The following is a 26,296-nucleotide window of genomic DNA, read 5'->3' on the forward strand; positions in this document are numbered from 1 at the left end:
TGTTTTTTATAACGTAAAGTTGTTATGCTTTGTCCGGCGTTGCCAAGTGAGAAACATCCTCTACCTTAGTTGGGCCCTGGTCTGATGAAATACGCTGCAAATGCTCGTTATTCCAGTCAAACCGCTTAAGGTCTATGGAGCGAATATTCTGGTTATCATACGTTTTATAATAATAAATAAGCGTATTAGGATCCTTCACCGCTGTAGCCAACGTAATATCCATGCTGCCTGGTTTAAACGCATTCTCCTTACCTGGAGCGCGTGCAGAACCCGGAGGAATATCAAATTGATTTAATATATGGAATGTTTCAAAAACGGCCTCCAAAGACGTGTCTACCGGCGTTGCCGCATTTGCAAAAATAGCAGCTCTTACGAAACGAGACGGTGGTGTAAAATCCCCTGGCATACCCAGCAAGCCAGTACCTAAACCAAGTTGCTTTATCTCATAGTTCTTAATTTTTGCCTCTTCTACGTTAATCGTGGATAGATTGATATAATTGGAAAGATTCGTTAAGTGCCAGGAGAATTCAGGAGAATTGGTAAAAACACCCACAGGGTTATCCGTTATTTGTAAACGGCCGGCAATTGGCTCGATTGCGATGGATTTGCCCTGTTTATCATAAACAATGTAGTGCATGGGAGGTATTCCACCCCAGTCCACTACGGTTGTCGGGACAATAACAACTTCATTCCTTTCGATCGCGTTCCTCACCTCTTCGATGGAAGCAAATTGAGTTAAGATCCAGTTAACAAATTCTGTAGGCGCTACTGCGCGGCTTTGATTTTGAGCATCGAGGGGCGTGTAACTGGCAAAATTAGGGAAATAGAACATGCCAACGGTTAACCCTTTCTCATTGAAACCATCGAGCACGTAGTTAGAACCATAGGCGCTTACTCCTACAGCAGCATACTTTGATTTATAGATTAAGCCATTCCCCTTATCCGTAGTACCAGTAAAGGTGTAGTGGCGAGGAATTATTAAGCCATTGAGTTGTAATGGAACACCGAATTCGGCCGTACGACCGGTGACGTATTCGTTGTTTTTAGTTTGTATTTGAATACCTGTACAAGCCACAATGGATGGGGCTAAACAACAAGAGGTAATTAAAACAGTCGCTGCTAGGCGAAATAGGGGCTTCATTTTTTTCATAGGGGGATGAATGTGTTGTTAAGGCTCAAACTGTGACCCAGAAAACCCTATCAGTCAATCCTTTAATAACTGATTATAAGATTTCCAAAACAAATTTATCTAGTTCTCATAACTATTGACAGATAATATTATCCTGAACAAACTATATTGCATTATAAATAATTGAATAAAAAAATTCCCAGTGAACGCTATTACTAACAAAAAGCCCGAGAAACAAAATCTCTCGCACAAGACACTTCATCTTGACGGTAAAAAAGAGAAAATGATTGATTGCGAGAACGTTGAATTAGAGAACGTTCAAAATTTCCTCAACAAAACCTTTCCCGAAACAAAATCGATTCACCCAAAATTATTAAAGAAACTTTCAAGCTACACCATAAATCAGCTTAAGGAGGGAGATTGGAAGTTATCAAAAGAAGATGCCGCGCTGGCTCGATTGGTGAAATCGTTTACTGAAATTGAAACGCTCAATCATTTTAAATTTATTAAAGATCATAGAAACGGCACGGAAAAACTTCGGAATCGGCCGCTGAAAGCGCTCTACCAGCACAAGAAAACGGATCATTATTATATGGTAACGACCAGTGCCTTTCGTACAGACGAGATAAATTCGTATTTAGGGAATCTTTACAAAAGATACTGCAAGACGAATTTGGGAGGCTGCGCGCCCGATATCGTTCTCATTTACAATCAGAAGAAAGATAAATGCCACATGGGTTCTAAATTTCTAGATCATAATTTTCAATTACTGGGTGGTTACCAATTTACTCAAAATGAGCAAGCCGAAGTGAACGGCTATCGAGGCTTCGTATACAATGGGATTTTTTCAAACGATCTTCGAGAAGATAAAAATTATTATAAATTGCTTGCGTCCTTGTTACTCTGTAGTGACCCGGATTCCCACGAAGCCAATCTCTTCCTGGCAAAACAGTGGAACAATGAGCAACAAAAGATTGAATATCATTTTGCTAAAATTGACCATGATATGAGCTTCATGAGTATGTATTCTAAAAACTGGAAAGAGATTGTAGATCTCGTTTACAAAAAACATCCCTTCGCTAAAAGAGGTATCGACATCAACAAGCTTGCAGATGCGCTGGAAAGTATAATCAATGATTCCGATAATGAACTGGAAGAAGAAGTATCCGGATATATACACACATTAAAATCACTTAAACTAGATAAATGGTCCTCAGGCATGAAATTACCCTATATGCCAGACTGCCAATATTACCCAAAACTCGCCTCTATTGAAGAGGACATGGTAGAAGAAAATCCCAAAACTGTTATAGAGCTTTTGAAACAACGAAAAGTCGTATTGACCCAACTCGTCAAGGTATTGCGCATTGAAGCCTGTATTAGAAATGACGATATGATTGAATTCCAAAAATGGCTCAAAAAAGATCCCTCTCTGATTAAAAATACAATGTGGTTTTACCCCAAGAATGAGGCAAATATGTTTAATTATGCGCTAGTCTGTCGTTCAAAAAGTGTGGCTGCTTACCTCCTCCTTCTGTGCGCAGAAATCAGTACTGAAGATAAAACGTATAAAAAAACACGGCTGACGGAAATCCTATTAGAAGCCTTTTTTCAACCTCGTTTAAAAGGCTTTACCTATGCCAAGCTTATGGAAAAGCACCGCGGGGATATCATTTCCATTTTAAAGCAACAATTTTCACTTAACGAAGGAAAGACGATGGACGTTGATCTAGTTAATAATTATTTAGAAAAACACGTCAAAAACATACTAGGCTTGCGCTTTCAATATTTTCTAGAACTTTTGGGTGAAGCATTCCCGGGAGAATTGGATCTCAAATTCACATATAATCTCCTGAGTATACTATCAAAACAAGATGAAGGCATCAATGTTGACTACGCATGGGGGTTGTATGATCTTTTTGAGAACCTAAAAAACAATGAAGCGTTGAAAATACTGCTCCAAAAAACCGAAAATTACCGGTGGCAGAACAATGTATTATCCTCGCTACGCATCAAAAACCTCTTGAAGTAGGAATAATTTGAGAAAGAGGCGGGTACTAAACCTTCTATACTCGATTTGAGAATTTACATACACAGACTAACTATTTTACTTTTTAAATAAAAAACGATTGCACTTAAGCGTAAATTAAGCATAATTAGATGTTAGTAATATTAATCAAATGAATAGCTCAATAAACTCAACAAGCGGTAGATATCCGGTTAACGATGTTAATAAACTGGATTTTAATACAAATTCCATTGAGAATGGCACTCCAACTGTAACTGATTTAACACATGAAAAAAAGTTAGGATGGATGGATTGGGCCCGCCAAACGGTGATTCCATCAAAAGAAACTGTTATAAATTTCGTATGGGAAGCCGAGGTTTCCTACGTTTTGAACACCCTTTTTAACGAAGCTGTATGGCCTGTCGTAGAAGGCTATGTACCTTGCGCAAGCAACCCCTTTTTGCAGGGAATCGTTAAAGCGGTCGCTCAAGGAACATTTATAGCGGTAGGTAAAGAGGTAGTGAATTACACTATGAGTAATGAAGAGCCAGACAATAAGGATGGTAAAAATTCCTCGTTTCCTGTCTTTAATCAGGAAACCTGGAGCAAAGGAATTTATAAAGGCTCAATCAAAGGGATATCTTATATCCCCACAACAATGGTAAAATATTATATGCAAATTAATATTTCCAAGGCCTATTTCAGTGCAGCCATAGAGGATTTCGCCAAAAACAAAGAGGAAGTTCGCCTATATAAGCGCGTTACAACTGCCATCCTTACAGGGTTTGTTGCAGGAAACAAAAAAGAGTTCAGCGTATTTTTAACTAATATGCAGTTTGAGGCCGGCAAAACGGTCATCAATTGGCTCTCAAAGAATTTTACAGGAATCGAGATCAGCCCTTATATTGACAGCTTCAAAAATGCCTTGGGTAACAACAAGGATAAAAAAATGCCGGTATATATGCCTGGAATGAATCCGAAGTTTTCCTATGGTTCCAACTCAAATAAAGGGCAATGTTACTTTAATACTAACCCGCTGAATTCCTTTGATGTAACTGGTAGGTGTGAAGCAATTGAAGATTCTTCAAATAGCTTTTATGAAATATTCTTAAAGTCTCAGGAAATGGGCAAGTCTAAGAAGAAGTGATGCCTGTGATTTAATTGATGCTATAATTACTTTAATAATAATATTTACTTATTATTATAATTACTATATAATTGTTTATAACAATTATAATTAAAGTAAAGGCGCAAGAATGAACAATAAGATAATACAGGGAAGTAATAATCATAGAACTTCTTTTAATTATTCCGATTCTAATGACAATAATAATCCAATCGTAAAGGATCTCACAAAAGAAAAGGAGTTAGGTTGGGCAGGTTGGTTCTACCAAAAGGTGGTTCCGTCAAAAGAATCTGTTATATGCGGCATAGGCAACGTTAGTGCTACATTTGCTTTGAATAGCGTTTTCACTAAAGCCGTCTGGCCTGTAGTAGAAGGCTATTTACCTTTCGCAAGTAACTCGGTGGTTAATGGACTCTGTCACGGGGTTACTCAAGGAATGTTTACAATTGTATGTAAAGATGGCGGAATGGCACTAGTAGAGCGCGTTGTGACTTATGTTCGTGGAAATGAAGAATCAAACAACAAAGACAGTAAAGATTCCGAGCTTCCTGTCGTTAACCAGGGAACCTGGAGTAAAGGATTTTCTAAAGGGGCAATCCAAGGGGGATCTTACATCACCTCAGCCATTATCAAACATTATACTCAAATTGATATCTCCACGGCCTATTTCAATGGAGCTATAGAAAAATTTACCGATAACAAAAAGGAAGTTAACCTGTATAAACGTGTTACGACTGCTATTTTGACAGGATTCTTTAAGGGAGGGGTAAAAGATTGCGGTAAGGGTTTCTTAAAAATGCATGCTGATAAAGGAAAAATAGTCATCGAATGGATATCAAAGAATTTTACAGGTATTGAGATTAGTAATTATCTTGAAGGCCTCAAGAATAGTTTAGGTGATGGTAAAACAATGCCGATACATGACCCTTGGGTTAATCCGAAGTTTTCTTACGGCTCACACTCAGATAAAGGGCACTGCTACTTTAAAATAAACCCGCTGGATCCCTTTGATGTAACCGGTATATGTGAAGCAAAAGAAGAGGTATCCAACAGCTTTTATGAAGTATTCTTCGGTACACAGGTGACGGATAAGTCTAAGAAGGAGTGATGCCCGTAATTATCCAAAAGTTATTGTGAATTGGCAAAAAAACTCACTCCAGAGGCCAATAATTGTCAATTGAATCAAAAGGTTGATTTTTTGTAAGAAAATGCTTATTATACCCTTTAAAAAATAAGGGAGTGGAATATAGCCAATAAGCATTTTTATATATGATTAGCAATTTTAGTAGATACAGAGACATCGTTTTATATCGTACCTGGGCAGAATTAAAGGCTGAAAGCCAGCAGAACTACCTAGGCTATGTTTGGTTTTTACTCCAACCCATGATCACAACGGCTATCCTATACGTGGTCTTTGGTGTGTTGTGGAGCAACCGTGGCGGCGAATATGTTGTATTCCTGTTAACCGGTATGGTGGTTTGGCAGTGGTTTGAAAGTTGCATCAACTCCGGCATGGGAGCGATAAAAGCTAAACTACACATCATGAAGGAAATCCCTCTCCCGAAGTATTTATTTCCGTTAGTTCATATATTTGCGGATACTTGGCGCTTTTTATTCGTTTTTGTTGTCTTGATTGGATTTGCCTCCATCTTCAAGTTCTACCCCAACTGGAACTACTTTTATCTTCCCCTACTGATTGTTATTCACCTGACCTTTATTATCGGGATTGCTTTAATCCTCTCCGTTGCAAGCGCTTACTTGAATGACTTGACTACCATTGTACAGTCCATGCTTCGAATTTTATTCTTTATTTCGGGTATATTCTTCTCGATAGATAAAATCCCAGCAGAACTAATACCTTGGTTCTTGGCAAACCCTGCCGCGGCGATGATTCATAACTACCGCTCTGTTATTATCGATAACACCGCACCTAGCCTCTATCTAATGGGGTATATACTGGCTCTTGGGCTTACACTGTGTTGCATTGGTTTTTATATATGCAAGCATTTTGACCAAAAGATTACCAAAGACATTTCTTTATAATAATATAAATAACCGATTTTAATAGCATGATTACGAGTGAAGAAACGCCAAAAAATCTTGATATAACGACTAAAGAAAAAGAAGTCGTCCTTTCTGTTCGTAACCTCGGCCTTTGCTATCGCCGAGATAAGAATATCTTTACGAAGACTTCCGGCAACTTCTGGGCACTTAAGGATGTTTCTTTTGATCTGTATAAAGGCGAAAAATTAGGCATCATCGGCCGTAACGGTTGCGGTAAAAGTACTTTAATGAAAATCCTGACAGGGATCTTTTGCCAAGACAAAGGGCAGGTAATTGTAGATAAAAAACTACATATACAGCTCCTTTCGCTTGGTGTTGGTTTCGAGCGCAGCCTCAGCGGACGAGAAAACGCTATTCTAAATGGCATGCTCTTTGGAAAAACCCGTAAATATATGCTGAAAAGGCTGCATGAGATTCGTGAGTTCTCTGAATTAGGGGAATTCTTTGATGCACCTGTCAAAACCTATTCTTCTGGCATGGTCTCTCGTTTGGCCTTCTCTGTAGCGATTGTCGCGGAACCGGATATCTTACTCCTGGATGAAATGCTGGGTGTGGGTGATGCTCATTTTGCGGAAAAATCCAGAAGAGCTATGAACGAAAAGTTTTCATCCGAGCAAACCGTCATATTGATCTCTCACGACCCTTACACGATCATCAATATGTGTAACAGAGCTGTCTGGATTGAGAACGGGGAAACGCGTGCGGAGGGTAATGTGTTTGACGTGAGCGAACAATACATTGCCGCCATCACTCCTGAAAATCTAGAGACATATAAGCGCACAGTAGCTGCTATGCGTGGGGAGAGTTAAGCAATCCGAGTAATAGGGGTGCGTTTTGTAGGGTAATTTTTATTATGAGCGAAATAAAAATTACTTTATCGTTGGTAACAGAACTTATTGCAGAGCAGTTTCCACAATGGGCTCATTTACCCATTAGGCCTGTCGCATCAGGAGGCATAGATAACATCACCTTTCGCTTGGGAGAAGGAATGCTAATCAGGATACCCAGTGCAGAAGGGTATGTCGCACAAGTTCAAAAAGAACAAAAGTGGCTACCGGTACTAGCACCCCATTTATCGCTCCACATCCCTGAGCCGCTTGCTATGGGGCAACCCTCCAAGCATTATCCGTGGAATTGGTCCATATACCGATGGATTGAGGGGGCAAGTGCGAACATGCTTTGCGTTGATAACCTGCATTTAGAGCGACTCGCCTTAGATCTAGCTCAATTTTTAAACGAGCTACATACGATTGATCTTACTGATGGGCCTTCTCCCGGCGCTCATAACTATTACCGGGGCGCGCATCCTTCGGTTTACGATACTGAAACCAGATCCGCCATTAAGGAGTTACAAGGGATTATTGATTCATGTGCCGCAACAGCTGTTTGGGAAAAAGCGATCAACTCCACATGGGATAAAAAACCTGTATGGATTCAGGGTGATTTCAGTAGCGGAAATATCCTTATAAAAGAGGGTCGATTAATAGCTGTAATTGATTTTGGATGCATGGGCGTAGGAGATCCTGCTTGTGATCTGGTGATTGCTTGGACATTGCTTAAAGGAGCGAGCCGACAAATATTTAAATCTCATGTACAATTAGATAGCGACACATGGACCAGGGCAAGAGGTTGGGCTTTATGGAAGGCGTTAATTACGCTTGTTTCCTTGAAAGGCAAGGCCGATCCAGAAGCTACAAGGCAAAAACAAATCATACATGATATTGTAGCAGAAGATACTGTTGGCAAGCATTGTTAAAAACAAGTGTGCCTGAACATTAAATAAAAAAACAGGCTCCTTGGGAGAACCTGCTTTCTGTGTAAATCAGATTGATCTAAAAGATTGCTTACGCAGCTGATACTGGGCGAACGTGGACGAGCCTATGTTGGCTATCCCATTCGACTTTACCATCGGTTAAAGCGAATAAGGTGTGGTCTCTTCCCATACCGACGTTCTTGCCGGGATGGTATTTTGTGCCACGCTGTCTCATGAGGATATTACCTGAGATAACAGCTTCGCCACCAAATTTTTTTACGCCAAGACGCTTGCTTTGGCTATCGCGTCCGTTTTTTGATGTTCCTTGTCCTTTTTTCTGTGCCATGACGTCCTATAAATTAAAGTTATTGCTTAATGGATTCGACCTTGATGACGGAAATTTCCTGGCGGTGGCCTTGTTTCCTTTGGTAACCCTTACGACGTTTCTTCTTATAAATAGTGATTTTTTTATCACGTTTATTTTCAAGAACATTTACTTGAACAGAAGCGCCCTCTACCTTTGGAGAACCAAAAACCATTGCCCCCATTTCCCCAACAGCCAAGACATCATTGATGGTGACCTTGTCCCCTGCTTTCGAACCGACATAACGATTTACGAAGATGATATCACCTTCTTTTACTGTAAATTGTCTTCCTTGAGTTTGTATGATTGCTTTCATATTGGAAAAGTAAATTATCTTAAAAAAATAGGTGAACGCAAGCTTTAATGTGGAAAAAGCAGGATTTTTTTTCAACGCTCGGGAATATCGTGACTGAAGGCCTCTGGGTGAATCTCAAAGGTTCCGACACGCGTTACCGGGCCTGTCATCTGTATATTGTAGTCTTTATCAATATCTACATGGACGATGCCCCCCGGCATATGGACATCTATTGATGCCTCACAAGCACCCATTTTAAAAGCCACTGCTGCTGCCGCCGAACTGCTAGACCCGGAGGAATAGGTATAGCCGGCACCTCTTTCCCAGATTTCTATACGAATGTTTTTTCTGTCCAACACTTTCATGAATTGGACATTGGTGCGTTTTGGGAAAATCGGTAACTTTTCAATCACTGGGCCAAGTTCACAGGCAATTTCCTTTGAAATTTTATCCATTGGGAGGATACAATGCGGATTGCCGATGGTTGCCGCATAAAAGGTGTAGGGCTTACCCCTTACTTCTAGCGTCTCGGCTAATACTTCGCGCTGAGGGCCTTCTACGGGGATGTCTTTATTAAAGAAGCTTACTTCGCCCATATCTACGGTGATCTTGCTGTCATAATCATTAACAACACAAGTCACTACCCCGCCTTCGGTCTCGACTGTAAACGGTTTTTCGCCCACGAGATCCTGGTTCCACAAATAGCGGGCAAAGATTCTCAACCCGTTACCGCTTTTTTCGGCCTCGCTGCCATCCGGATTAAAGATGCGCAGGCCAAAATCCGCCTTTTTGGAGAGTGTGGGCCCATACAGAATACCATCAGATCCCGGCCCATAGTGGCGATCGCAGATGACTACGATATCCGCACTATCCGGAGGCTCAGGATAATTGCGAGCATCGAGGACAAGGTAATCGTTTCCAAGGGCGTGATATTTAGTAAACTGCATAAATAATTATGGGGTATTATTTACGAAAGAGTGGCCTGTTGTAAATAGCTTTTTTTATTATCGTTTTGTTCTTTTAAGGAGCTACTCGCTGTCTGAATCAATATAATTTGACTCTACTAAAGGAATTTCATCAAACGATACTTTGTTATCTGTGGTGTCTTGTTTCTGTTTTTCCTTTAACAGATATAATGCATATTGAGCCTCTCTGACGCTTCCCAGTGGCATTAAAAACGACTCAATATTTTTCTGTCTACGCATATAGGGGTTTTTACGAGCTTCCTTGCTCTCATAAAAATAGTTAATAAGATTGTCACAAAGCGTCGTTAACTCTGCCTTAATCTCGTCTTTTTCATCATGATAAACAACGGTACGGTCTTTTATAGAGATATTGCACCCTAGTTCGTACTTGGCCCATTGCTCTAATTTACCACAAATGATTTGTTTGCATGCGTTTTTAAAAGCCTCGTCAGGTGTCACGATAGTCACTGTTTGTGATGACTCTTCTGATCGTTTGGCTCCCTTTGGGCCGGTTGATTTTGGTGCTATAAACACAGGTTCAGTTCTCGTTAATTTTACGTTTTTCATGACAATAATTTTATTAATTTTGTAATTAAAAATGATAAATTGTTCTATACCCGAGTCAATCATGAACCCTTGATTAGCCTGTTCCTAAAGGTTCTTATACAAAAACGGAGCGCTCACAACTCGCTCGAGTGATTTGATACAGATGAGCTGCTATCCTTAAAGTGGCGTTTCCTTAAAAAATAGGTACCGGTAAAGCCAGCCACGGTACCGACTAGGCCGATACCGAAGAACATAAGCACCATGCCGACTATTCTACCTTCCCACGTGATGGGGTAAATATCGCCATAGCCAACAGTAGTTGTTGTAACAACGGCCCACCAAACCGCATCAAAAAAACTATGGATCATGGGGTTTATACCATATTCGAGGGAAAAAAAGGCAATCGCACCGGACAATATAAAGATGGTCGTGATCGTTGAGGCATAGATATATTTAGAGCTGTCACTCTCAATGGCATTAGCAATCGTTGCCAATTTTTTAATTCGAGCAAGCACCCGTAGAACCCGTACCAATCGTAAAATGCCCAGTTGGTTACACAGTTGAATAACCCCATCGGTTAAGGGAATGGCGGCAATCAAGTCTGTCCAGTTTTTCCAAAAATACTGCCAACGCCTGTCCGCAATATATATCCCGATACAAAAGTCTGCAAAAAAGAGGAAAGAGATCAGAAGGTCTATCTTTTTGACAAACTGGGCTTGTTGCGGATTGAGCTCAGACTCGAGTTCGAATATCAATAACGTAACACTGGCAACCGCAACCAAGAGAATCAAGACGCTCGACCAGGCACTGTTTTTTATTCGGGATAATAGGGTTTTCATGCGATTATAAAGCGGATTCACATGAAGAAAATCACCCCTAACGGTAACAAAATTAACCATGCGAGCGCAATCTCATTTTATAGACGCGCAAGCATTAAGATCATTTAGTTTTGCTTAGTGATTTTTCGTTGGGATAACTTGGTTAAACCCTCTTTAAAAATGGTAATCGTATCTGTGGTCAGCTTCATTTTTTGAAGTTCAAAATAGGCCACTTTACACGCATCGAGATCATTAGGATTATTCTTCAAAAACTCCTTTATAAAACCTTTATAAGTATCTTTCATGTCGTTCTTGATTTTGCGACGTTGAGCAATGCTTTGAAAAACAAATCCCTGTTTCATAACATCCTCAAACACCTCAGCGCCCATATCAGCTTTAATCAATTTTATCAATTTATTGCTAATTAAAGCCTTGCATGCTTTCTTGAATTTTTTTTGCTCTAACTTTTTATCTGAATCAAATGGACTCTCAGTTTGCTTAACAATTAAGAAAGAAACTTTTTGATTTATGGATTTATAATAATGTTTACTTATACAATTAAATGAAGAGGTCATGGCTTTATTAATTGCATTAAATGATGCTTGCTTTAAGACAGGGGTCAATCACGAAAGTTTTTAGCCGATAACAGCAACCCCTATGGAGGGATGATTCTTAATGGGATAATTTATAGGAAAATGTAAAAAAATGGTGGAGGTGGCGGGAATTGAACCCGCGTCCTCTGTGCCTTCATCGATAACATCTACATGCTTATCCGTGTTTTTAGTTTAACAAGCGTGGCGCGAAACGGCGCGCTCCATGAGTGCGATCATCCTAAAATACGACAGGCCTGGGATGCGCGGGCACTGCTATATCTGTTAGTAGCGTCTTCAGTTCTTAACAGACATAGGAACCAAGACGGTGCTTAATATATAGATTAAGCAGCTTTTTTGAGGCCCATTGCTGGGAACTCAATGATGTCTGCGTTTTTATTTGCATTTATCAGTGTAATGGATTGTTAACGAAGCCAACCATTATCTCCGGCATGCCGTCATAGACTATTTCACAAAGTCGAATCCGGAACACCCCCAGATTCATTATAAACTTGCTAGCTATAAACGTGCGTAAACAAGTCAAAGAACATTTCCTATGATTCTATCATAGCCTGAATTGCTGTTGAAATCAAGCCTAGAATGATTTTTTTAACCGGCATTCTTTTATTTGTGGTAATCTTCGATCTTTACGTTACGGGCATTACCGTTATCCCAGACAAAGCAAATACGCCATTGGTCATTTATCTTTATACTGTGCTCGCCTGCACGATCACCCTTGAGGGCTTCAAGGTGGTTACCCGGAGGAGTTCGTAAGTCATTGATGTCTCTAGCGCAATCTATCATATCCAGTTTCATCAAAGCACGCTTGAGGATATCAAAGGGAAGCCCTTTGGGACGGATTTGATACCATATCTTTTCTGTTTCCTTGCAAGCGAATGATTGGATCACAATACTAAAGTACGCTTGAAGTAGCTGGTTTACGGGAGGAGCGTTTTGAGAGCGAAACCGGTTTTCGGTTTTTTCTTTGCTGCAAAGCGGCTATTTTACGCACTTTATTCATAATTACCCTACTCATTCTAGCTTCCCGAAGTTCATAATTATTCTGCAATCCCATCCAAAATTCAGCGCTGTTGCCGAAGAATTTTGAAAAACGAAGGGCGGTATCGGCCGTAATCGGTTGTTTGGCGTTTATAATTCGGCTAATCGTTGCCGTAGAAAGGCCTACCTCCTTAGCGAGCGATTCAGCAGTCAGCTCCAGTGGTTTCAGGAACTCTTCCCGCAATATGTCACCTGGGGAAACGTTTTCTATATACTCTTGCTTCATATTACATAGTATGTAACCTTTTTAAGGGAAAGTCAAATGGAGAACGCATAAAAACACCACTACAAAGTATTTTTATGAGAATAATGCCTGAATTGCTTTGGAAAATGCGGTTCTATCGCATCGTTTGGCATAATCGTTTAGTGCCTGTCGAAAAGGCTTAATAGCATCTTTTGAATCCCCTGCCAATGCTTGCATACGTTTATGGAGGTCGATTACATCTTCATGCTTAAACACCCACCCTAGCCCGTGCGTTTGGACGCGTTTGCCGATCAGATGAAAATCACTAGCCAAAACCGGTTTCCCCGCAAAGGCGGCTTTCGTGAGTACATTGGACGAGCCGTAATGGCACACGTACGGCAAGAGAACGATATCAGTTGCAGCAAACAGCGCTGCCTCTTCTTCACTTGAAACATAGCGGTCTAGCACAAGCGCCTTGCCAGCTGCTTGGAGTTGTTTTAGCCGTCCAACGGTTGCCTTATCCTCCTGCACACCAGCAACCAAGAGAAAGAAGGGGTGCTCAGGAAAGTGCTCTAGTGCCTCTAACACCAAGTGAAGCCCCTTACGGCGACTACCAATCCCATAGCTTAGCAGTACTATTCTTTCTGTATTGAAGCCTAATTTTGCTCTCGCTTCTTCCGTTGAAAGGGTTGGCAATGGCGTATGCCGTTCGGGCAGAAACGCAACCGATAGATTCGGGTATTGCGCTTCAACAATAGGTACTAGAAATTCATCCTGCAAGAAGAGGCTACGGAAAAAGCCCTTGTTGTAAAGTTTTCGAAAACCTACTCGCTTTATCCAATTTCCTATCCCATTTTGAGAAGGATCCGGTGGACGTGGGCGAACGTATATTCCAGAAACTTTTTTAAAGAGTGATTTGGGAGGGAAAATTCCGATTACGGCCCTACGGAACATCGAAGAAGCAACTTCATCCAGGCTGTTAAAGAAAATCTCATCTGCCTGGGTTTCGTTTAAGCAAATGGCTCCCGCCGCGAGTTTTGAACCTCCTTTAAATCGGCCTTCCTGGGTAAACAAATCGAGAATGGCAACTTTTGCGAGGAGGGTTGAATCTTGTTGTAAAATTCGTTTTTTAGCTTCTTCTGTACGGTTATCAATGGCTATAGAAACGGTATTGCCTAACGATAGGAGTTCGTTTGCGATGTTGACCAAATAGGGAATATGGTGCCCCTCCACCCGTGGCTCGAAGATCAAGACATGGCGTTGCCCGTTACTTTTTGGCATAATCCGATGCTTCGGGTTGAGGCTTTATGCTTCGTTTCTCATGCTCATAAAGGCGGCTATGGCGATAGAAGGTGGCAAAGGCTTGTTGAACCGCTACAAATAGCCCGGGAAAACCGTCTAAAAAGCCTAATCGCAATAGGTAGGAACGGACAAATCGCCAGAGTGCGCGAAAGATAGTCCCCAATGTGGAAAAGCGTTTCTTTTTGGCCAATTGACGATCGAGATAATGATCGCTAAAGGAAATAATCTTACGGAGCAAAAAGTTTAGATTCGGAAAGCTATAATGGAAGAGGTCGCCTGAGAGCTTTAACGTTGTTCCGTCAACAGTAACACTATCATGATCTTTTCCGCCGGCAAACTTGCTTGCGGCACGGTAGAATAAGCGCAAAGTATAATCAGGATACCAATCTCCATGGCGTATCCACCGCCCCAAGAACCAGGTTTTTCTAGGGAAATAGGCCCCAAGAGCTTGATGTTGCTTTTGATTTGTAATGAAATCTCTAATACACTCTGCCAAGCGAGGTGACACTTCTTCATCGGCATCTAAGTTAATGACCCAGGGCTGTGTCGCGTGAGATAGCGCAATGTTCTTTTGCTCTGTCATCCCCATCCAAGCATGCTCGATAACCTTTGCGTTGTAAGATTGAAGGATCGTTGCTGTTTCATCCGTACAGTCGTTTATCACGGCAACGATTTCACTGATCCAAGGCGCGATGGAATCTAAGCAACGAGACAGGTTGAGCGCTTCGTTATGAGCGATAATAATAAGACTAATGGGCAGTTTCTCCATATAAAATCAGGCTACAGACGAGATTAACCCCTCTCGTCTAAAAGAAAAGACTTTATTGGCTGCCACGATAATATGGTCAATAATTTGTATATTGAGGCTCCTGCCGGCGGCGATCAACGCATCCGTCAAATTCTTATCCTGAGCGGAGGGTTCCGGATAGCCAGTGGGATGATTATGGGCCAGTACAAGCCCACTTGCTGAACGCCTTAGCGCGGATTCCATGACCTGTCGCGGATAAATAACGGTACGGTTAACCGTGCCTTCAGACAAGCGTTCTACCCCATTTTTCTGTAACTGAAATCGATGATCTAGGTATGCGACTTCGAATACTTCGTTTGTTAACGGAGACAACCTAGCACGCCAAAAGGCCTCCAGGTCGGTGGAGTTATTAAGAACAATTTTTTCTTCCGCTGTTTGTCTTAGATAAAGATTTGCGGTTTCTCTTATAATGCGCAGGGCCACAGGCGTCACCTCCCCTATGCCTTCGACTTGGCGTAGTTCTTGCTCTGACGCATCTAAAAGCCCTCTTATGCTACCAAAATGATTAAACAAGCGTTTGGCTAAATTTTTTACATCTCGCCTGGGAATGCAAAGCGTTAGCAAAAGTTCCACGATTTCGTATTCATGAAAGCCCTCAAACCCGCTTTTTTGAAAACGGCCACGCAATCGAGCACGATGCCCCTCTAGATCAATTTTTTGTTCCATATACTGCGTATCAAAAATCAGAGGATAGTTGAAAAAGACATCTACAAACATTAAAATAAAAATAAGGATCGCACAAACTTGATTTTTGAAAAAAATGGTTACCTTACTTGATAATCACAAAATTTGTGATAGGTTTTAAAGTATCCATAATATAACTCGGGAGAATGCCCTATATAGGTAAAAGATGCCTGAAGAAAAAAAATATTTATTAAAAATTTTATCCGGACCCCATCAAGGCGCTGAAGTCGTCTTAGATAAGGGGGATTTAGTTATCGGAAGCGATTCTGAATGTGATTTAATTTTGTCGGATGTATTAATACACCCACAGCATATTAAAGTAACCATCTCAGATGAAGGCAGTATTCTGATTGCACCTTTAGACTTACCCGTCTATCTGGACGGCAATGAAATCAAAAAGCAGTCCTACGAGATAAACCCCTTTCAATTTATATCCCTGGGCACGACTCATATTGTCATCGGCCCAGCCACAGAAGATTGGCCCTCTATTTCCGCAGCAGATGCCCCTTCATTAACAAAAGACAAAGAAGAAGCTAAACCTACCGTAGGCGAAGATGTCACAAAAGAACAACTAGGAAAAGCCGCTTCAGCCGCAAATCTTGAAGCAGAAGGTGAACCCGAAGAGCCTGTTGTTGAAATTGTTCCAGAGCAAAAAATCTTTGGCGTTAGCAATAAGGTGTTCGGTGCCGCTGTGGGGGGAATACTCCTCATCGCCTTTGCAATGGCCGTCATTTTCTTGATGCCCAGCAACACCAAGAACGATATCCCTCAAGCACAATCCATTGAAAACCGAACGAATGCGATCAAGGCCATTTTACAAGATTTTGATCATGAGGATGACTTTATTATTAGAACCGATGGCGACACCGGCCGTATCACAGTCGAGGGTTGGGTAGATGCTAGGGAAGAAAAAAAGGATATAGAGCTTGCTTTAATGCGCCTAGGTGGAGGAATCAGCATCCGTGTCTGGAGCCAGGAAAAGATCATGGAGGATGCCCAGGAATTGATCAATATGCTCAAAGTAAGCGTCACCATAGAACCCACAGCGGATAAAGGCGTCTATAAGGCCATAGGCTACGTTGGGGATGATAAAGTTTGGGATAATGTCCGCAAAAACCTTTCTAAAGACGTTGCGGGAATACGTTACTTACAAGACGAAGTTATTACAGGTAAAAAAGCGCAAGCGATTGCCAATAAAGTACTATCGGAATATGAATTAGATGGAAAAATTGACTTTTTCCCGATGATGGACTACATTAAGGTTGTGGGAACGATATCTGAATCATCGATAGATGCATGGAAAGCTGCCCGAGTAGCTGTCTGGGAAGAGATGGGTTACCCTGTTCCGATGGAAAACCAAGTGATGATCGCAAGCGCTGGAAAAGTGTTCTTTAGCACAGAAATAGATAGCGTAAACATCGGTGAAACCGGTTGGATTGTCGTTAAAGGCGGCGAAAAAGTATTTACCGGGGGCACGCTCCCGGGGGGATTCGTAGTGAAGAGTATTGGTAAGGAAGGAATCGTCCTCAAACGGGGAGATCAACAAATAACCATACAACCCGGAGGTAGTTTATGACAAAAATAAATGAATTATTAAAAAACTTGGAAGATCGCCTAGAAGGTGACGAAAAGGATAAGTTCAAGAAAGAACTCCTGAATTACCTGAAGAGCGAGGAATCTAAATGGAAGTCGAGGATCAACGCAGGTGTAGACCCTCAAGAATATAAAGTTCTAGAAAAAATTATTCACGGCATCACCGCCGCTGAAGCTATCGTAAACAAGGTGTAAATTTAAAAAATCATTAAACAATTAAGGAGAAGGTAAAATATGGCAGTAGTAGGTATAGATTTAACAGGCATCAGTCTCACGCTCAACAAACTAGCAGACTTGCAAGAAAAAGAGATCGCAAAACATAAAGACGATTTAGACAAAGCAATAGCTTCAGGAAAGGATGCAGCTTTTACATCACGATTGGCACAAGCACTTCAAACAGCAATGAACCAATACAATATGACGCTTGGCGCGCACAGCTCCATTTATGGTGCTGAAAAAGCTGCTGCAACAGCAATGTACAACAGATTCTAAGTATATTATTAAACAACCCCAAATACGATTATGAGCATTTACAAACATAGCTTTGGTGAAGAATTCGACCTCAAATCGATTCCGGTGGAACGTGAGTTCTTACAACTCTTAGGGCGACTTTGCCATTTAGGGATCATAAAAAGTTGTTTCAAGGAATCTGAAACGATCATAGATGCCTTGAGGACTCTGCGCCCAGAAAGCGAAATTCCATTGATTCCCTTAGGCATGCTTTATTTCGCGCAACACCGATTCAAGGAATCATGTGACGCGTTTATTCAAGCACTGGAAATCAATCCCGAGAACGATTTCGCAAAAGCTCATTTAGCCCTTGTCCTTCGTAGGATAGGAGACAAAAAGGATAGCGACGTCTTAATTGAACAAATTCTAAAGGATAATCGCGAACCGGAAGTCGTAGCCTTTGCAAAGGAAATTAGGAACAACGAAATTGACGCATTACTATAAACACAGAACGCTAGAGGAGAATAACAAATAATATGGCCATTGATCCATCGATAGGAAAAGCAGCACAAGCTACTGATGCAGCCAAGAAATCACTAGAAGCAAGAGACGTTTCTAAGGATGTTTCCGGGGTTGCAAAGGAGGATGCTATTTCCAAATTCAATGAGATGATGAAGGCCCAGGACCCTTCCCTGCATAGTAAGGATATTCCCTCTCATACGGTAAACATTCCCGATAGCCCGTTACAAAAAGGCGGGCCACAGGGGGCCCATAAGCTGGATTCCAGTTTCGAAATGCGGCAAGACTTTTCCATAGCAGGAAAATCCGCCGCAGAGCAAACAGGATCAAAGCACAATATGTTGGGCTCTCTTGTGGATGCTACTATGGGCGTTAAGGAACGCTACCATGCAAGTGAGTCAAAGATAATGGACATCATCAGCAAACTCGATGCTGACCCTACGTCTCCAATGAACCAACGTATGGTCTTGGAAATACAAAATGAAGTAAATGTAAAATCTACCTTAATGGGGCTGGCTTCATCTGTTCTAAAAGGGGTAAAGGATGCTGTGCAAGGCCTCTTACGCGCACAGTAAGAAGGATCGCTTTGCTGGATTGACAACACGCTTTCCACGCTTTATCAATTATATATATAACCGAGTTTTCCCATTTGAAAAAAAGACGTTTTCCATTTATTCAACTTTTCCTGGCCATTATAGTCCTTGCGTTAGCAGGCTGCGGAAAAGACAACCTTTACACTGACCTTTCTGAAAAAGAGGCGAATGAGATGATCGCCATCTTGAAAAATAGGGGTATTGACACCAGTAAAGCCGCTGGTAAGGAAAATACGTGGATCGTACAAGTATCATCAGGTGATTTCAGTGATGCCGTAGATATATTGAGCGCCTTGGGCTACCCTAAAGACAATTTCGCAAGCTTAGGCACCGTGTTTGAAAAATCAGGGCTCGTATCCTCCCCTACCGAAGAGCGTATTCGGTTCATGTACGCGCTTTCCCAACAGCTTGCCGAAACGCTTACGCATATCGATGGCGTTTTAACCGCTCGCGTAAATATTGTTTTACAGGAAAATAATCCGCTCAATGAAGTGATTAGCCCTTCTTCAGCAGCTGTATTTATAAAGTATCGTAGAGGTTCAGGTGTCGAAGACGCGGCAGCTATGATTAAAAACATGGTCACCAATAGTATCGAGGGGCTTTCTTACGATAAAGTAACCGTGGCTTTCTTTCCTTCAGATCTTTCTGATTACGATGTTGAAGCGTATAATGCGAGTCATGCCGCTCGCTCTTCAAACGCCACTTTTTGGGTTGTTGTCGGCAGCATCCTCTTTTTACTCGTAGTCGCTATCTTAGCAACAGGCTACTGGTATTGGGAAAACCAAAAGAAACCAGTTTCTATCCCTCCGAAGACGGAAGAAGAATAAATTTACAAATCTAACACACCTTTTTGCTTTTATGAACCAGCAGGACTTCATACGGAATGTTCTCAGTCATAACAATGAACTGTTTCGGCTGATTTACCAATTCGACACGGGCTTGGCTGACTACATCAACAAAGAGCAATTAAAAGGCGCCATAAAAGATTCACTACCCGGTGATTTATTCAGTACGCCGCGTCTACAAAAGAAAATCTCGGCTTATTTAATCAACCAGCTGAAATTAAAATCCTGTTTTTACTCATTTAAAGAACCTCGTCTGCGTATAGCGCTTCTGCCTGAAGCTATCTTGGAACAGGTTCTCCTCTATGCGGGTGCCGCGTTTTATAGCGACACGATCAAACATATCGTCCTGAAAAAGAAGTTAACAGAGCTTCAAGCCTCTATTGGCGAAAAGGTTTACATATTCGCGACCAAAAAGGCTCCTTTATTATCGCAACTGGTTCCTCACATCTCTGTCGATAAATCGCCCGCTCATTTAGATAAAGATCAGCTCATCAATGCGGGTAAAGCTTGTATCGAAGCTTGTTTTGCCAAAGAACCGGAGGCGTTAACACAGCGTTTTAAACTTAAATTCCCTCCTTCTGTTCATTTTAATTTTAATCAGGAGATTTCTCCTGAACTAAAAACACAGTGTTGGAACTTTCTCCAACGCCTTATCATCAAAGAATTAGCGCCGGAGTGGAAATCATGTTTTGCTTAAAAGAAGACCAGTTTTATCCTGAACCAGGAAAGAAGATTATCAAAAAAGAGGAATATGCCATTTTCCTCAATGCGAATCAAATTGTCGAAGAAGCTCAAAAAAAGGCCGCTAGAATCGTGGAAGAGGCTAAACAAGCCTATGCGGATGAGAAGAAGCGTGGCTTCAATGAGGGTATGGCTGAGGGTAACAAAAAGATCTCCGAGTTGATGATCGAATCAGTTTCCAAAAGTCTTAAGAATTTTGAAAATTTTGAAAACGATATCATTCAAGTCGTCATGCAGGCTTTGAAGAAAATCGTGGGCGAGCTAAACGCGGATGAGCTCATTATCGGTATTGTTAAAAACGCCTTAGCCATGGTAAGAGATCAGAAGAAAGTAACGCTCATTGTCTCGCCTTCACAAGAAAAAGTCGTTCGTGAAAAGCTGGATGAGATCATGAAGGGCTACCCTACCATCAGCTTTATTCAGTTAGACAGAGACCCTCGGCTTAAAGAGGGAGGCTGCCTATTAGTCACCGAAATGGGCATGGTGGATGCCACATTAGAGATACAACTGGAAGCTATCCAAAAGTCTCTCAAGCGCGTTATCAAGTAAGGGTTAAGTCAGGCCAATCTATCCTCCAGCAACGATTCGCAATAGCTCGAGTTTATCCCCATCGGCAAGCGTTACCCGTTTAGCTTCTTCGCGTGTTAAAGCTGTTTCATTATGTTCGACGACGACTCGCTCGATATCCATTTGTATCGATTGCAAAAAGGCTACCAGTTGCGCGTCACAAGCACAGCTATATTGCTTGCCATTAGCAAATACGGTAATCGAATTATCTTTATTGTCTGTCATTATTTTTTGGATACGGATTCTTCTGTTGCGAGGGATTGATCAAAATCTTTCCAAACAGGCTCATAGCCTAGACTACGAATCATGTTCGCAACTTCTATCGGCGGGCGTTCATCCGCGATATGGAATTGCTCTCCCGGCTGGTTTTTCGTCTGCTTCCAGGTCTCTGTATTATAAGAACTATAACCCCCGGGCTCCGTACTTGCCCCGGCACTCATGTGCGTAATCCCAAGCGGCACAAGCGCGTTTCTTAATTCAGGCGCTTCCCGTGTGGATAGCACAACGGATATATGAGGTAAGAACATTCTCAGCGCACAGATTAGTTGAACAAATGCTCGGTCGCTGACGCCGTATTGCTGCTCGGGTTGAAAGGCGCCTGCCGCAGGTCTTAATCGTGGCAAACTGATCGAAATTTGAGATCTCCAGCAGTGTTTTAACAAATATTGCGCATGTGCCGCGAGTGAAATAGCCTCGTAACGCCAATCATACAACCCCAATAATACACCGATCCCTAATCTACGAAAATCTGCTTTATAACCTCTTTCCATAGTATCCATGCGCCACTTGTAATTTTTTTTAGGGCCCGCAATGTGCATCTTTTGGTAAGTAGGCTGATGGTAGGTTTCCTGGTAGACTACTAGCATCTCGCTCCCCGCTTTCACGAGGGGAATGTAGGGCTCGGTTTCCATCGGCGCTAGTTCCAAATTAATACTGGGCATAACTTTCAAGCACTCGCGCACGCATTCTTCCACGTAACCGTTTGCGACATACTTAGGGTGCTCCCCTGAGACGAGTAATAGGGATCGAAAACCTTGTTGCGCCAGTAGCTGCGTTTCCTGAAAAACTGTCTCAACCGGCAGGGTTACCCGCGGTATAGGGTTGTTTCTTGAAAAACCACAATACTGGCATGTATTAATACACTCATTTGATAAATACAGAGGCGCAAATAAGCGTATCGTCTTCCCGTAATGTTTCTGGGCAATGTACTGTGAGCACTGCGCAAGCCCTTCAATCTGAATACCTGCCCGAGGAGATAATAATGCGGCAAACTCCCCCAGTGTTTCCGCTCTTCCTTTTTGTAAAATCGCAGCTAAGGTACGCTCAGACGTATCCAATGATTGCCTCACGAGCGCTTCAACGGGAATATTTGCATAATAATCAGAAAAGGCCATGGTGCTTTTTTCCTTTAATCTAAAAAGGTTGTTAACGGGCTCGTTGCCTTAGCCGCAAAGCCTGTATTCATATTGTTCTTACGACAAACATGCCCTGCTTGAACGGCTAACGCAAAGGCTTGGGCTGTTTGAATAGGATCCCCCGCGATCGCAATCGCCGTATTTACTAAAACTGCGTCTGCCCCCATTTCCATTGCCTCAGCGGCATGGGAAGGCATCCCAATACCCGCGTCTACAACAACAGGCACACGTGCTTGTTCTATAATAATCTCAATTTGCCTCCTTGTCTCAATCCCTCTATTCGTCCCAATAGGAGATCCAAGAGGCATAACCACCGCGCAACCCACGTCTTGTAAACGCAGGGCCAGCACAGGATCTGCATTAATATACGGCATCACAACAAATCCTTCTTTCACTAAAATTTCAGCCGCTTTTAGGGTCTCAATCGGATCCGGCAATAAGTAATTAGGATCTGGGTGTATCTCTAGTTTCACCCAATTTGGTAACCCGGCCGCTCTTGCCAAACGGGCTATTCGCACCGCTTCTTCCGCGTTCATGGCACCGGCGGTATTGGGCAATACAAGATATTTCTCGGGCTCCAGATAATCTAGGATATCCGCAAAGGGGTCTTTTGTACCATCAATGCTGGCACGTTTTAAGGCAACGGTTACGAGTTCCGTGCCGCATGCGGATAGGGTGTCTCGCATCTTTTCCTGAGAGGGGAACTTACCCGTCCCTACAAACAAGCGTGAATGAAAGGTACGGTCTGCGATAACCAGCGGTTCTGTAGCTAATGGACTTATCATTTATAAAATATTATCAACTAATATGGTAACTAATTAGGTATATTTGTAAAATATAATCCTCTAATCTCTTCTAGTCCATATCTGGAGTGAACCCACGGCGCATTGTATTTTCGGTAATTAGCCTAGGATCCATAAAATTAAGCAAATAGTCCGGCCCGCCTGCTTTAGTCCCCCCTCCAGACATATGGAAGCCACCAAAGGCTTGGCGTCCAACCAATGCGCCTGTACTGCCTCGGTTTAGGTATAAATTACCTACCCTAAACTCTTTTTGTGCCTTTAGTAGGTTTTCCGGGCTTCGGCTAAACACACCTCCCGTAAGCGCGAACTCCGAATCGTTCGCCCATTCAATGGCTTGGTTAAAATCCTTCACGCGCATAACGGCTAATAATGGCCCAAATACTTCTTCTTGTGCCAATCGGCATTCGGGAGTGATACCCTCCACGACCATAATCGGTACAAAATAACCTTTTTTGGGCACCTGCGCACTAGGAGTTTCAAATAGCACTTTGCCTTCTTTTCGAGCTATCTCTTGATATTTAAGCGTTTTTTCCTGCGCGTTTTTATCAATTAAGGCGCCCATAAAATGAGAAGGATCTTCTGAGTTTCCAATTGTTTTGTCTCGAAGGGCTTTCTTGAGACGTTCCATCAACTTGTCATATATACCGTCCAAGACAATCAACCGGGAGCACGCGGAGCATTTTTGCCCTTGGTATCCGAACGCTGAATACAATACTTGTGGAACTACTTCGTCTAAATCGGCATCATCGTCTACGATAATCGCGTTCTTGCCGCCCATTTCGCAGATCACTTTCTTGATTCCTTTTTGGCCTGGATAAACCTTTGCGGCCCGCTCTATAATGCGTAGTCCAGTTGCTTTAGAACCTGTAAACCCGATTAGGCTGACATCTGGGTGGTCTACGATAGCGTCTCCGATACTTTTTCCATAACCGGGCACAAAGTTAAATACGCCTCTGGGCAGCCCTACTGACCTCAGTATATCGGCGAGCTGACTCCCTATAATGGGCGATAATTCAGACGGCTTGTAAACAATGGTATTTCCGGCAACAAGAGCCGCGGCAACCATTCCGGCGCTAATCGCTAAAGGGAAATTCCAGGGGGCAATAATCGCAGCAACGCCCTTTCCTTCATAAAAAAGTTTATTCACTTCGCCGGGAAGATTTCCTAAACGCTGTACGTTCCCCAAGCGTAACATTTCGTGCGCGTAGTAATCAAAAAAGTCGATCGCCTCCGTAACATCTCCATGAGCTTGATCCCATTGCTTGCCCGTAGCTAGCACCTGCCAGGCAGCAAGGTTGTAGCTATTATGCCTGGCCACATCCGCGGCCTTGAATAAGTATTCAGCGCGTTCTTCCGGTGTCTTAGCTCGCCAAACAGGAAACGAGCCTTTTGCTGATTTGATAGCATGATCAACGTCCTTAAGATCTGCCTCGCACACATAGCCCAAAATCTCTTCCGTATGGTTTGGGTTTACGCATGTGATAACCGTGTCTTTGTGCACTTCTTCCCCATCAATATAAACCGGGTATGTTTTCCCCAAAGATTCGCGAACCTTTCCAATAGCGGCTTTAAAGTGCTCACGAACCTTATCGATGGTAAAATCAATCGCAGGTTCTGTTCTAAATTTTACTCTAGGATCACAGATAGCCTCTACTCTGGGCTTTATTTTATGAAAGGGGTCTTGTAACAATTTGACAATATCAGAGGCTTCCACAAAGCTTTGACGCAGGAAAGATTCGTTAGCTGTATTTTCCAGTAAACGTCTCACTAAATAAGCCATCCCTGGAACCATTTCTCCGTACGGACAATACAAGCGCACGCGTGATGTGTTCTTTAAAACAGCTTTGCGAACGGGCTCCGCCATACCATAAAGCACTTGAAATTCGTATCGATCTTCTGGCACATTAAGCGCCTTTGCCATTTCAACAACAGCTGCAATGCTGCGTATGTTATGCGAACCGCAGGCGAAGTAACAAATATCACTATTCTCTAGCATGAGGCGAGCCAGTCGCTCAAACGCCGCATCCGTTTCACTCTTTTGCTGCCAAACAGGAGGCTCCCATGTATTCTGCCGCGCGATAACAGTTTCGTAATCCCAGTAGGCTCCCTTTACCAATCGTACTTCTATTGGCAAATTTTCCCCCTTAGCCCACTCTAGCAGATCTTTCAGATCCTTCTCTGTATCCGTTAAATATGCCTGTAGCACAATTCCTAGATGAGGGTAACCACGAAAGCGTTTATCGGAGCGTAGGCGTTTAAAGGCTTCTATGGTAATGTCCTTATATTTAGTTGATTCCATGTCTATGCACATGGATCCTTTCAGCGAAATCACTCGTTCGTAAATGGAGGCCAATCGCTCTACTATCTTTGCAACAGAGCGTTCAAAACTAACCGGCTTAATATCCGAATACAGCGCGGTTGGCTTCACAGAGATCTGTACCTTGGGTGCATACCCCCAATCAAGTGATTTACTTTCGCCAAAGTTTCCAGACAAACTGTCCCAATTACCCTGCTCCTTGGCAAGCACGTCCAAAAGTTCTAGAAATGTCGCTACATACTGCTCTGCCTCGTCTTCATTAACGGTCGCTTCGCCCAGTAAATCTACTACAAAAGCAAACCCATCTTGCCGGAGGCTCTTTAAGGCCTTAATCGCTTGTTTTGCATTTTCACCTATAATAAACTGCTTGGCCATAGAGGCTATGTTGCCCCGTATAATCGGCCCTATGGCGAATCCTGCTCCCATCACAGAGGCTACTTTCACGCCCCATTTGAATATCGTTGGAGTACTAGGGTCGTCAGCCGGAAAATACTCTTCTATATGGCGCATCAATAGTTTAGAGGTATTAAGGCTAGGAAACACATCTACAAAGCGAAACATGTTCACTTTAAACGCCTCATCGCGCATAGACCAATCCATTACTTTTCCAATCCAGCGGCCTTTGTTAAACAATGAGGGTTTCTCATTTTCAATAGTTTTAAAAAATAGTTTTCCGCATTCAATAATACGGGGCTCTAAATCCTGGGTAGACATAATCGGGGGAAAGGGTTAATTATTAATAGATTAAGACTATCTCG

General features: G+C 42.3%; 30 protein-coding genes and 1 other RNA gene. 14 read left to right on the forward strand and 17 right to left on the reverse strand.

Going from position 1 to position 26,296, the window contains the following annotated elements:
* Positions 1–22: 22 nt before the first annotated feature.
* Entirely contained in the window at positions 23–1,150 is a 1,128-nt protein-coding gene (locus AUJ82_07580; protein ID OIO58841.1) for a hypothetical protein, read from the reverse strand.
* A 181-nt stretch (positions 1,151–1,331) separates the two neighbouring features.
* Here AUJ82_07580 and AUJ82_07585 point away from each other — a divergent pair, with 181 nt between their 5' ends.
* From AUJ82_07585 to AUJ82_07610, 6 genes are all read left to right on the forward strand, one after another.
* Positions 1,332–3,161 carry a hypothetical protein gene (locus tag AUJ82_07585; protein OIO58842.1) on the forward strand — a complete coding sequence of 610 codons (1,830 nt, stop codon included), beginning with the start codon at positions 1,332–1,334 and terminating at the stop codon, positions 3,159–3,161.
* A gap of 148 nt (positions 3,162–3,309) precedes the next feature.
* On the forward strand, positions 3,310–4,284 hold the full coding sequence (locus tag AUJ82_07590) for a hypothetical protein (protein ID OIO58843.1): 975 nt from the start codon (positions 3,310–3,312) through the stop codon (positions 4,282–4,284).
* 109 nt (positions 4,285–4,393) lie between these two features.
* Positions 4,394–5,371, forward strand: a complete 978-nt coding sequence (locus AUJ82_07595) for a hypothetical protein (protein ID OIO58844.1) — start codon at positions 4,394–4,396, stop codon at positions 5,369–5,371.
* A 161-nt stretch (positions 5,372–5,532) separates the two neighbouring features.
* On the forward strand, positions 5,533–6,306 hold the full coding sequence (locus AUJ82_07600) for a hypothetical protein (protein ID OIO58845.1): 774 nt from the start codon (positions 5,533–5,535) through the stop codon (positions 6,304–6,306).
* 26 nt (positions 6,307–6,332) lie between these two features.
* Entirely contained in the window at positions 6,333–7,136 is an 804-nt protein-coding gene (locus tag AUJ82_07605) for a hypothetical protein (protein ID OIO58846.1), read from the forward strand.
* Positions 7,137–7,180: 44 nt separating this feature from the next.
* Positions 7,181–8,083 (forward strand): acetyltransferase, encoded by a 903-nt coding sequence (locus tag AUJ82_07610; GenBank protein ID OIO58847.1) that lies wholly within the window; start codon positions 7,181–7,183, stop codon positions 8,081–8,083.
* Positions 8,084–8,171: 88 nt separating this feature from the next.
* Here AUJ82_07610 and AUJ82_07615 read toward each other — a convergent pair whose 3' ends face one another.
* From AUJ82_07615 to AUJ82_07670, 12 genes are all read right to left on the reverse strand, one after another.
* Positions 8,172–8,426: a 50S ribosomal protein L27 gene (locus AUJ82_07615; protein OIO58848.1), complete on the reverse strand. Its 255-nt coding sequence runs from the start codon at positions 8,424–8,426 to the stop codon at positions 8,172–8,174.
* A 19-nt stretch (positions 8,427–8,445) separates the two neighbouring features.
* On the reverse strand, positions 8,446–8,760 hold the full coding sequence (locus AUJ82_07620; GenBank protein ID OIO58881.1) for a 50S ribosomal protein L21: 315 nt from the start codon (positions 8,758–8,760) through the stop codon (positions 8,446–8,448).
* 71 nt (positions 8,761–8,831) lie between these two features.
* On the reverse strand, positions 8,832–9,686 hold the full coding sequence (locus tag AUJ82_07625) for a diaminopimelate epimerase (GenBank protein OIO58849.1): 855 nt from the start codon (positions 9,684–9,686) through the stop codon (positions 8,832–8,834).
* An 81-nt stretch (positions 9,687–9,767) separates the two neighbouring features.
* Positions 9,768–10,334: a hypothetical protein gene (locus AUJ82_07630; GenBank protein OIO58850.1), complete on the reverse strand. Its 567-nt coding sequence runs from the start codon at positions 10,332–10,334 to the stop codon at positions 9,768–9,770.
* Between the two features lie 50 nt (positions 10,335–10,384).
* Positions 10,385–11,149 (reverse strand): hypothetical protein, encoded by a 765-nt coding sequence (locus AUJ82_07635; GenBank protein ID OIO58851.1) that lies wholly within the window; start codon positions 11,147–11,149, stop codon positions 10,385–10,387.
* Positions 11,150–11,193: 44 nt separating this feature from the next.
* Positions 11,194–11,643, reverse strand: a complete 450-nt coding sequence (locus tag AUJ82_07640; GenBank protein ID OIO58852.1) for a hypothetical protein — start codon at positions 11,641–11,643, stop codon at positions 11,194–11,196.
* 131 nt (positions 11,644–11,774) lie between these two features.
* Positions 11,775–12,155, reverse strand: a transfer-messenger RNA (tmRNA) gene (gene ssrA / locus AUJ82_07645).
* Positions 12,156–12,282: 127 nt separating this feature from the next.
* Complete coding sequence (locus AUJ82_07650; GenBank protein OIO58853.1) at positions 12,283–12,567, reverse strand: plasmid maintenance system killer; 285 nt, start codon at positions 12,565–12,567, stop codon at positions 12,283–12,285.
* Positions 12,568–12,571: 4 nt separating this feature from the next.
* Positions 12,572–12,943, reverse strand: a complete 372-nt coding sequence (locus AUJ82_07655; GenBank protein ID OIO58854.1) for an addiction module antidote protein, HigA family — start codon at positions 12,941–12,943, stop codon at positions 12,572–12,574.
* A gap of 72 nt (positions 12,944–13,015) precedes the next feature.
* On the reverse strand, positions 13,016–14,182 hold the full coding sequence (locus AUJ82_07660; GenBank protein ID OIO58855.1) for a hypothetical protein: 1,167 nt from the start codon (positions 14,180–14,182) through the stop codon (positions 13,016–13,018).
* Positions 14,169–14,972, reverse strand: coding sequence for a hypothetical protein (locus AUJ82_07665; protein ID OIO58856.1), 804 nt, complete (start codon positions 14,970–14,972; stop codon positions 14,169–14,171). Before AUJ82_07665 ends, AUJ82_07660 begins: the two co-directional genes overlap by 14 nt.
* A gap of 6 nt (positions 14,973–14,978) precedes the next feature.
* The gene (locus tag AUJ82_07670; protein ID OIO58882.1) at positions 14,979–15,677 is read right to left on the reverse strand and encodes a hypothetical protein; all 699 of its coding nucleotides are present in this window, start codon (positions 15,675–15,677) and stop codon (positions 14,979–14,981) included.
* Positions 15,678–15,861: 184 nt separating this feature from the next.
* On the opposite strand from AUJ82_07670, the gene AUJ82_07675 reads away from it, so the two are divergent.
* The 8 genes from AUJ82_07675 (at position 15,862) to AUJ82_07710 (ending at position 20,985) form a co-directional block, all read left to right on the forward strand.
* Entirely contained in the window at positions 15,862–17,271 is a 1,410-nt protein-coding gene (locus tag AUJ82_07675; GenBank protein ID OIO58857.1) for an EscD/YscD/HrpQ family type III secretion system inner membrane ring protein, read from the forward strand.
* On the forward strand, positions 17,268–17,483 hold the full coding sequence (locus AUJ82_07680; protein ID OIO58858.1) for a hypothetical protein: 216 nt from the start codon (positions 17,268–17,270) through the stop codon (positions 17,481–17,483). Before AUJ82_07675 ends, AUJ82_07680 begins: the two co-directional genes overlap by 4 nt.
* 39 nt (positions 17,484–17,522) lie before the next feature.
* Positions 17,523–17,780: a hypothetical protein gene (locus AUJ82_07685; GenBank protein ID OIO58859.1), complete on the forward strand. Its 258-nt coding sequence runs from the start codon at positions 17,523–17,525 to the stop codon at positions 17,778–17,780.
* A 30-nt stretch (positions 17,781–17,810) separates the two neighbouring features.
* Positions 17,811–18,242, forward strand: a complete 432-nt coding sequence (locus AUJ82_07690; GenBank protein OIO58860.1) for a hypothetical protein — start codon at positions 17,811–17,813, stop codon at positions 18,240–18,242.
* Between the two features lie 32 nt (positions 18,243–18,274).
* Positions 18,275–18,832 (forward strand): hypothetical protein, encoded by a 558-nt coding sequence (locus AUJ82_07695; GenBank protein OIO58861.1) that lies wholly within the window; start codon positions 18,275–18,277, stop codon positions 18,830–18,832.
* 74 nt (positions 18,833–18,906) lie between these two features.
* A complete protein-coding gene (locus AUJ82_07700; GenBank protein OIO58862.1) occupies positions 18,907–19,677 on the forward strand; it encodes an EscJ/YscJ/HrcJ family type III secretion inner membrane ring protein in 771 nt (256 codons plus the stop codon).
* 31 nt (positions 19,678–19,708) lie between these two features.
* The gene (locus AUJ82_07705) at positions 19,709–20,392 is read left to right on the forward strand and encodes a hypothetical protein (protein ID OIO58863.1); all 684 of its coding nucleotides are present in this window, start codon (positions 19,709–19,711) and stop codon (positions 20,390–20,392) included.
* Positions 20,380–20,985 carry a hypothetical protein gene (locus AUJ82_07710; protein OIO58864.1) on the forward strand — a complete coding sequence of 202 codons (606 nt, stop codon included), beginning with the start codon at positions 20,380–20,382 and terminating at the stop codon, positions 20,983–20,985. Before AUJ82_07705 ends, AUJ82_07710 begins: the two co-directional genes overlap by 13 nt.
* 18 nt (positions 20,986–21,003) lie before the next feature.
* On the opposite strand, the gene AUJ82_07715 is transcribed toward AUJ82_07710, so the two are convergent.
* From AUJ82_07715 to AUJ82_07730, 4 genes are all read right to left on the reverse strand, one after another.
* Positions 21,004–21,204: a thiamine biosynthesis protein ThiS gene (locus AUJ82_07715; GenBank protein ID OIO58883.1), complete on the reverse strand. Its 201-nt coding sequence runs from the start codon at positions 21,202–21,204 to the stop codon at positions 21,004–21,006.
* Between the two features lie 23 nt (positions 21,205–21,227).
* Complete coding sequence (locus AUJ82_07720) at positions 21,228–22,310, reverse strand: thiamine biosynthesis protein ThiH (GenBank protein OIO58884.1); 1,083 nt, start codon at positions 22,308–22,310, stop codon at positions 21,228–21,230.
* Positions 22,311–22,411: 101 nt separating this feature from the next.
* Positions 22,412–23,203, reverse strand: coding sequence for a thiazole synthase (locus tag AUJ82_07725; protein ID OIO58865.1), 792 nt, complete (start codon positions 23,201–23,203; stop codon positions 22,412–22,414).
* A gap of 70 nt (positions 23,204–23,273) precedes the next feature.
* A complete protein-coding gene (locus AUJ82_07730) occupies positions 23,274–26,252 on the reverse strand; it encodes an L-glutamate gamma-semialdehyde dehydrogenase (GenBank protein ID OIO58866.1) in 2,979 nt (992 codons plus the stop codon).
* Positions 26,253–26,296: the final 44 nt, after the last annotated feature.

This window comes from Verrucomicrobia bacterium CG1_02_43_26 (genome assembly GCA_001872735.1).
GTDB lineage: Bacteria > Verrucomicrobiota > Verrucomicrobiia > Opitutales > CG1-02-43-26 > CG1-02-43-26.

Coding starts and splice junctions, on each gene's coding strand:
- AUJ82_07590 (OIO58843.1), top strand. CDS start 3,310: ATGAATAGCTCAATAAACTCAACAAGCGGTAGATATCCGGTTAACGAT.
- AUJ82_07705 (OIO58863.1), top strand. CDS start 19,709: ATGAACCAGCAGGACTTCATACGGAATGTTCTCAGTCATAACAATGAA.
- AUJ82_07630 (OIO58850.1), bottom strand. CDS start 10,334: ATGATTGACTCGGGTATAGAACAATTTATCATTTTTAATTACAAAATT.
- AUJ82_07625 (OIO58849.1), bottom strand. CDS start 9,686: ATGCAGTTTACTAAATATCACGCCCTTGGAAACGATTACCTTGTCCTC.
- AUJ82_07605 (OIO58846.1), top strand. CDS start 6,333: ATGATTACGAGTGAAGAAACGCCAAAAAATCTTGATATAACGACTAAA.
- AUJ82_07600 (OIO58845.1), top strand. CDS start 5,533: ATGATTAGCAATTTTAGTAGATACAGAGACATCGTTTTATATCGTACC.
- AUJ82_07615 (OIO58848.1), bottom strand. CDS start 8,426: ATGGCACAGAAAAAAGGACAAGGAACATCAAAAAACGGACGCGATAGC.
- AUJ82_07690 (OIO58860.1), top strand. CDS start 17,811: ATGAGCATTTACAAACATAGCTTTGGTGAAGAATTCGACCTCAAATCG.
- AUJ82_07640 (OIO58852.1), bottom strand. CDS start 11,643: ATGACCTCTTCATTTAATTGTATAAGTAAACATTATTATAAATCCATA.
- AUJ82_07685 (OIO58859.1), top strand. CDS start 17,523: ATGGCAGTAGTAGGTATAGATTTAACAGGCATCAGTCTCACGCTCAAC.
- AUJ82_07730 (OIO58866.1), bottom strand. CDS start 26,252: ATGTCTACCCAGGATTTAGAGCCCCGTATTATTGAATGCGGAAAACTA.
- AUJ82_07680 (OIO58858.1), top strand. CDS start 17,268: ATGACAAAAATAAATGAATTATTAAAAAACTTGGAAGATCGCCTAGAA.
- AUJ82_07665 (OIO58856.1), bottom strand. CDS start 14,972: ATGGAGAAACTGCCCATTAGTCTTATTATTATCGCTCATAACGAAGCG.
- AUJ82_07635 (OIO58851.1), bottom strand. CDS start 11,149: ATGGTTAATTTTGTTACCGTTAGGGGTGATTTTCTTCATGTGAATCCG.
- AUJ82_07670 (OIO58882.1), bottom strand. CDS start 15,677: ATGGAACAAAAAATTGATCTAGAGGGGCATCGTGCTCGATTGCGTGGC.
- AUJ82_07675 (OIO58857.1), top strand. CDS start 15,862: ATGCCTGAAGAAAAAAAATATTTATTAAAAATTTTATCCGGACCCCAT.
- AUJ82_07710 (OIO58864.1), top strand. CDS start 20,380: ATGTTTTGCTTAAAAGAAGACCAGTTTTATCCTGAACCAGGAAAGAAG.
- AUJ82_07695 (OIO58861.1), top strand. CDS start 18,275: ATGGCCATTGATCCATCGATAGGAAAAGCAGCACAAGCTACTGATGCA.
- AUJ82_07725 (OIO58865.1), bottom strand. CDS start 23,203: ATGATAAGTCCATTAGCTACAGAACCGCTGGTTATCGCAGACCGTACC.
- AUJ82_07655 (OIO58854.1), bottom strand. CDS start 12,943: ATGAAGCAAGAGTATATAGAAAACGTTTCCCCAGGTGACATATTGCGG.
- AUJ82_07580 (OIO58841.1), bottom strand. CDS start 1,150: ATGAAAAAAATGAAGCCCCTATTTCGCCTAGCAGCGACTGTTTTAATT.
- AUJ82_07595 (OIO58844.1), top strand. CDS start 4,394: ATGAACAATAAGATAATACAGGGAAGTAATAATCATAGAACTTCTTTT.
- AUJ82_07660 (OIO58855.1), bottom strand. CDS start 14,182: ATGCCAAAAAGTAACGGGCAACGCCATGTCTTGATCTTCGAGCCACGG.
- AUJ82_07620 (OIO58881.1), bottom strand. CDS start 8,760: ATGAAAGCAATCATACAAACTCAAGGAAGACAATTTACAGTAAAAGAA.
- AUJ82_07610 (OIO58847.1), top strand. CDS start 7,181: ATGAGCGAAATAAAAATTACTTTATCGTTGGTAACAGAACTTATTGCA.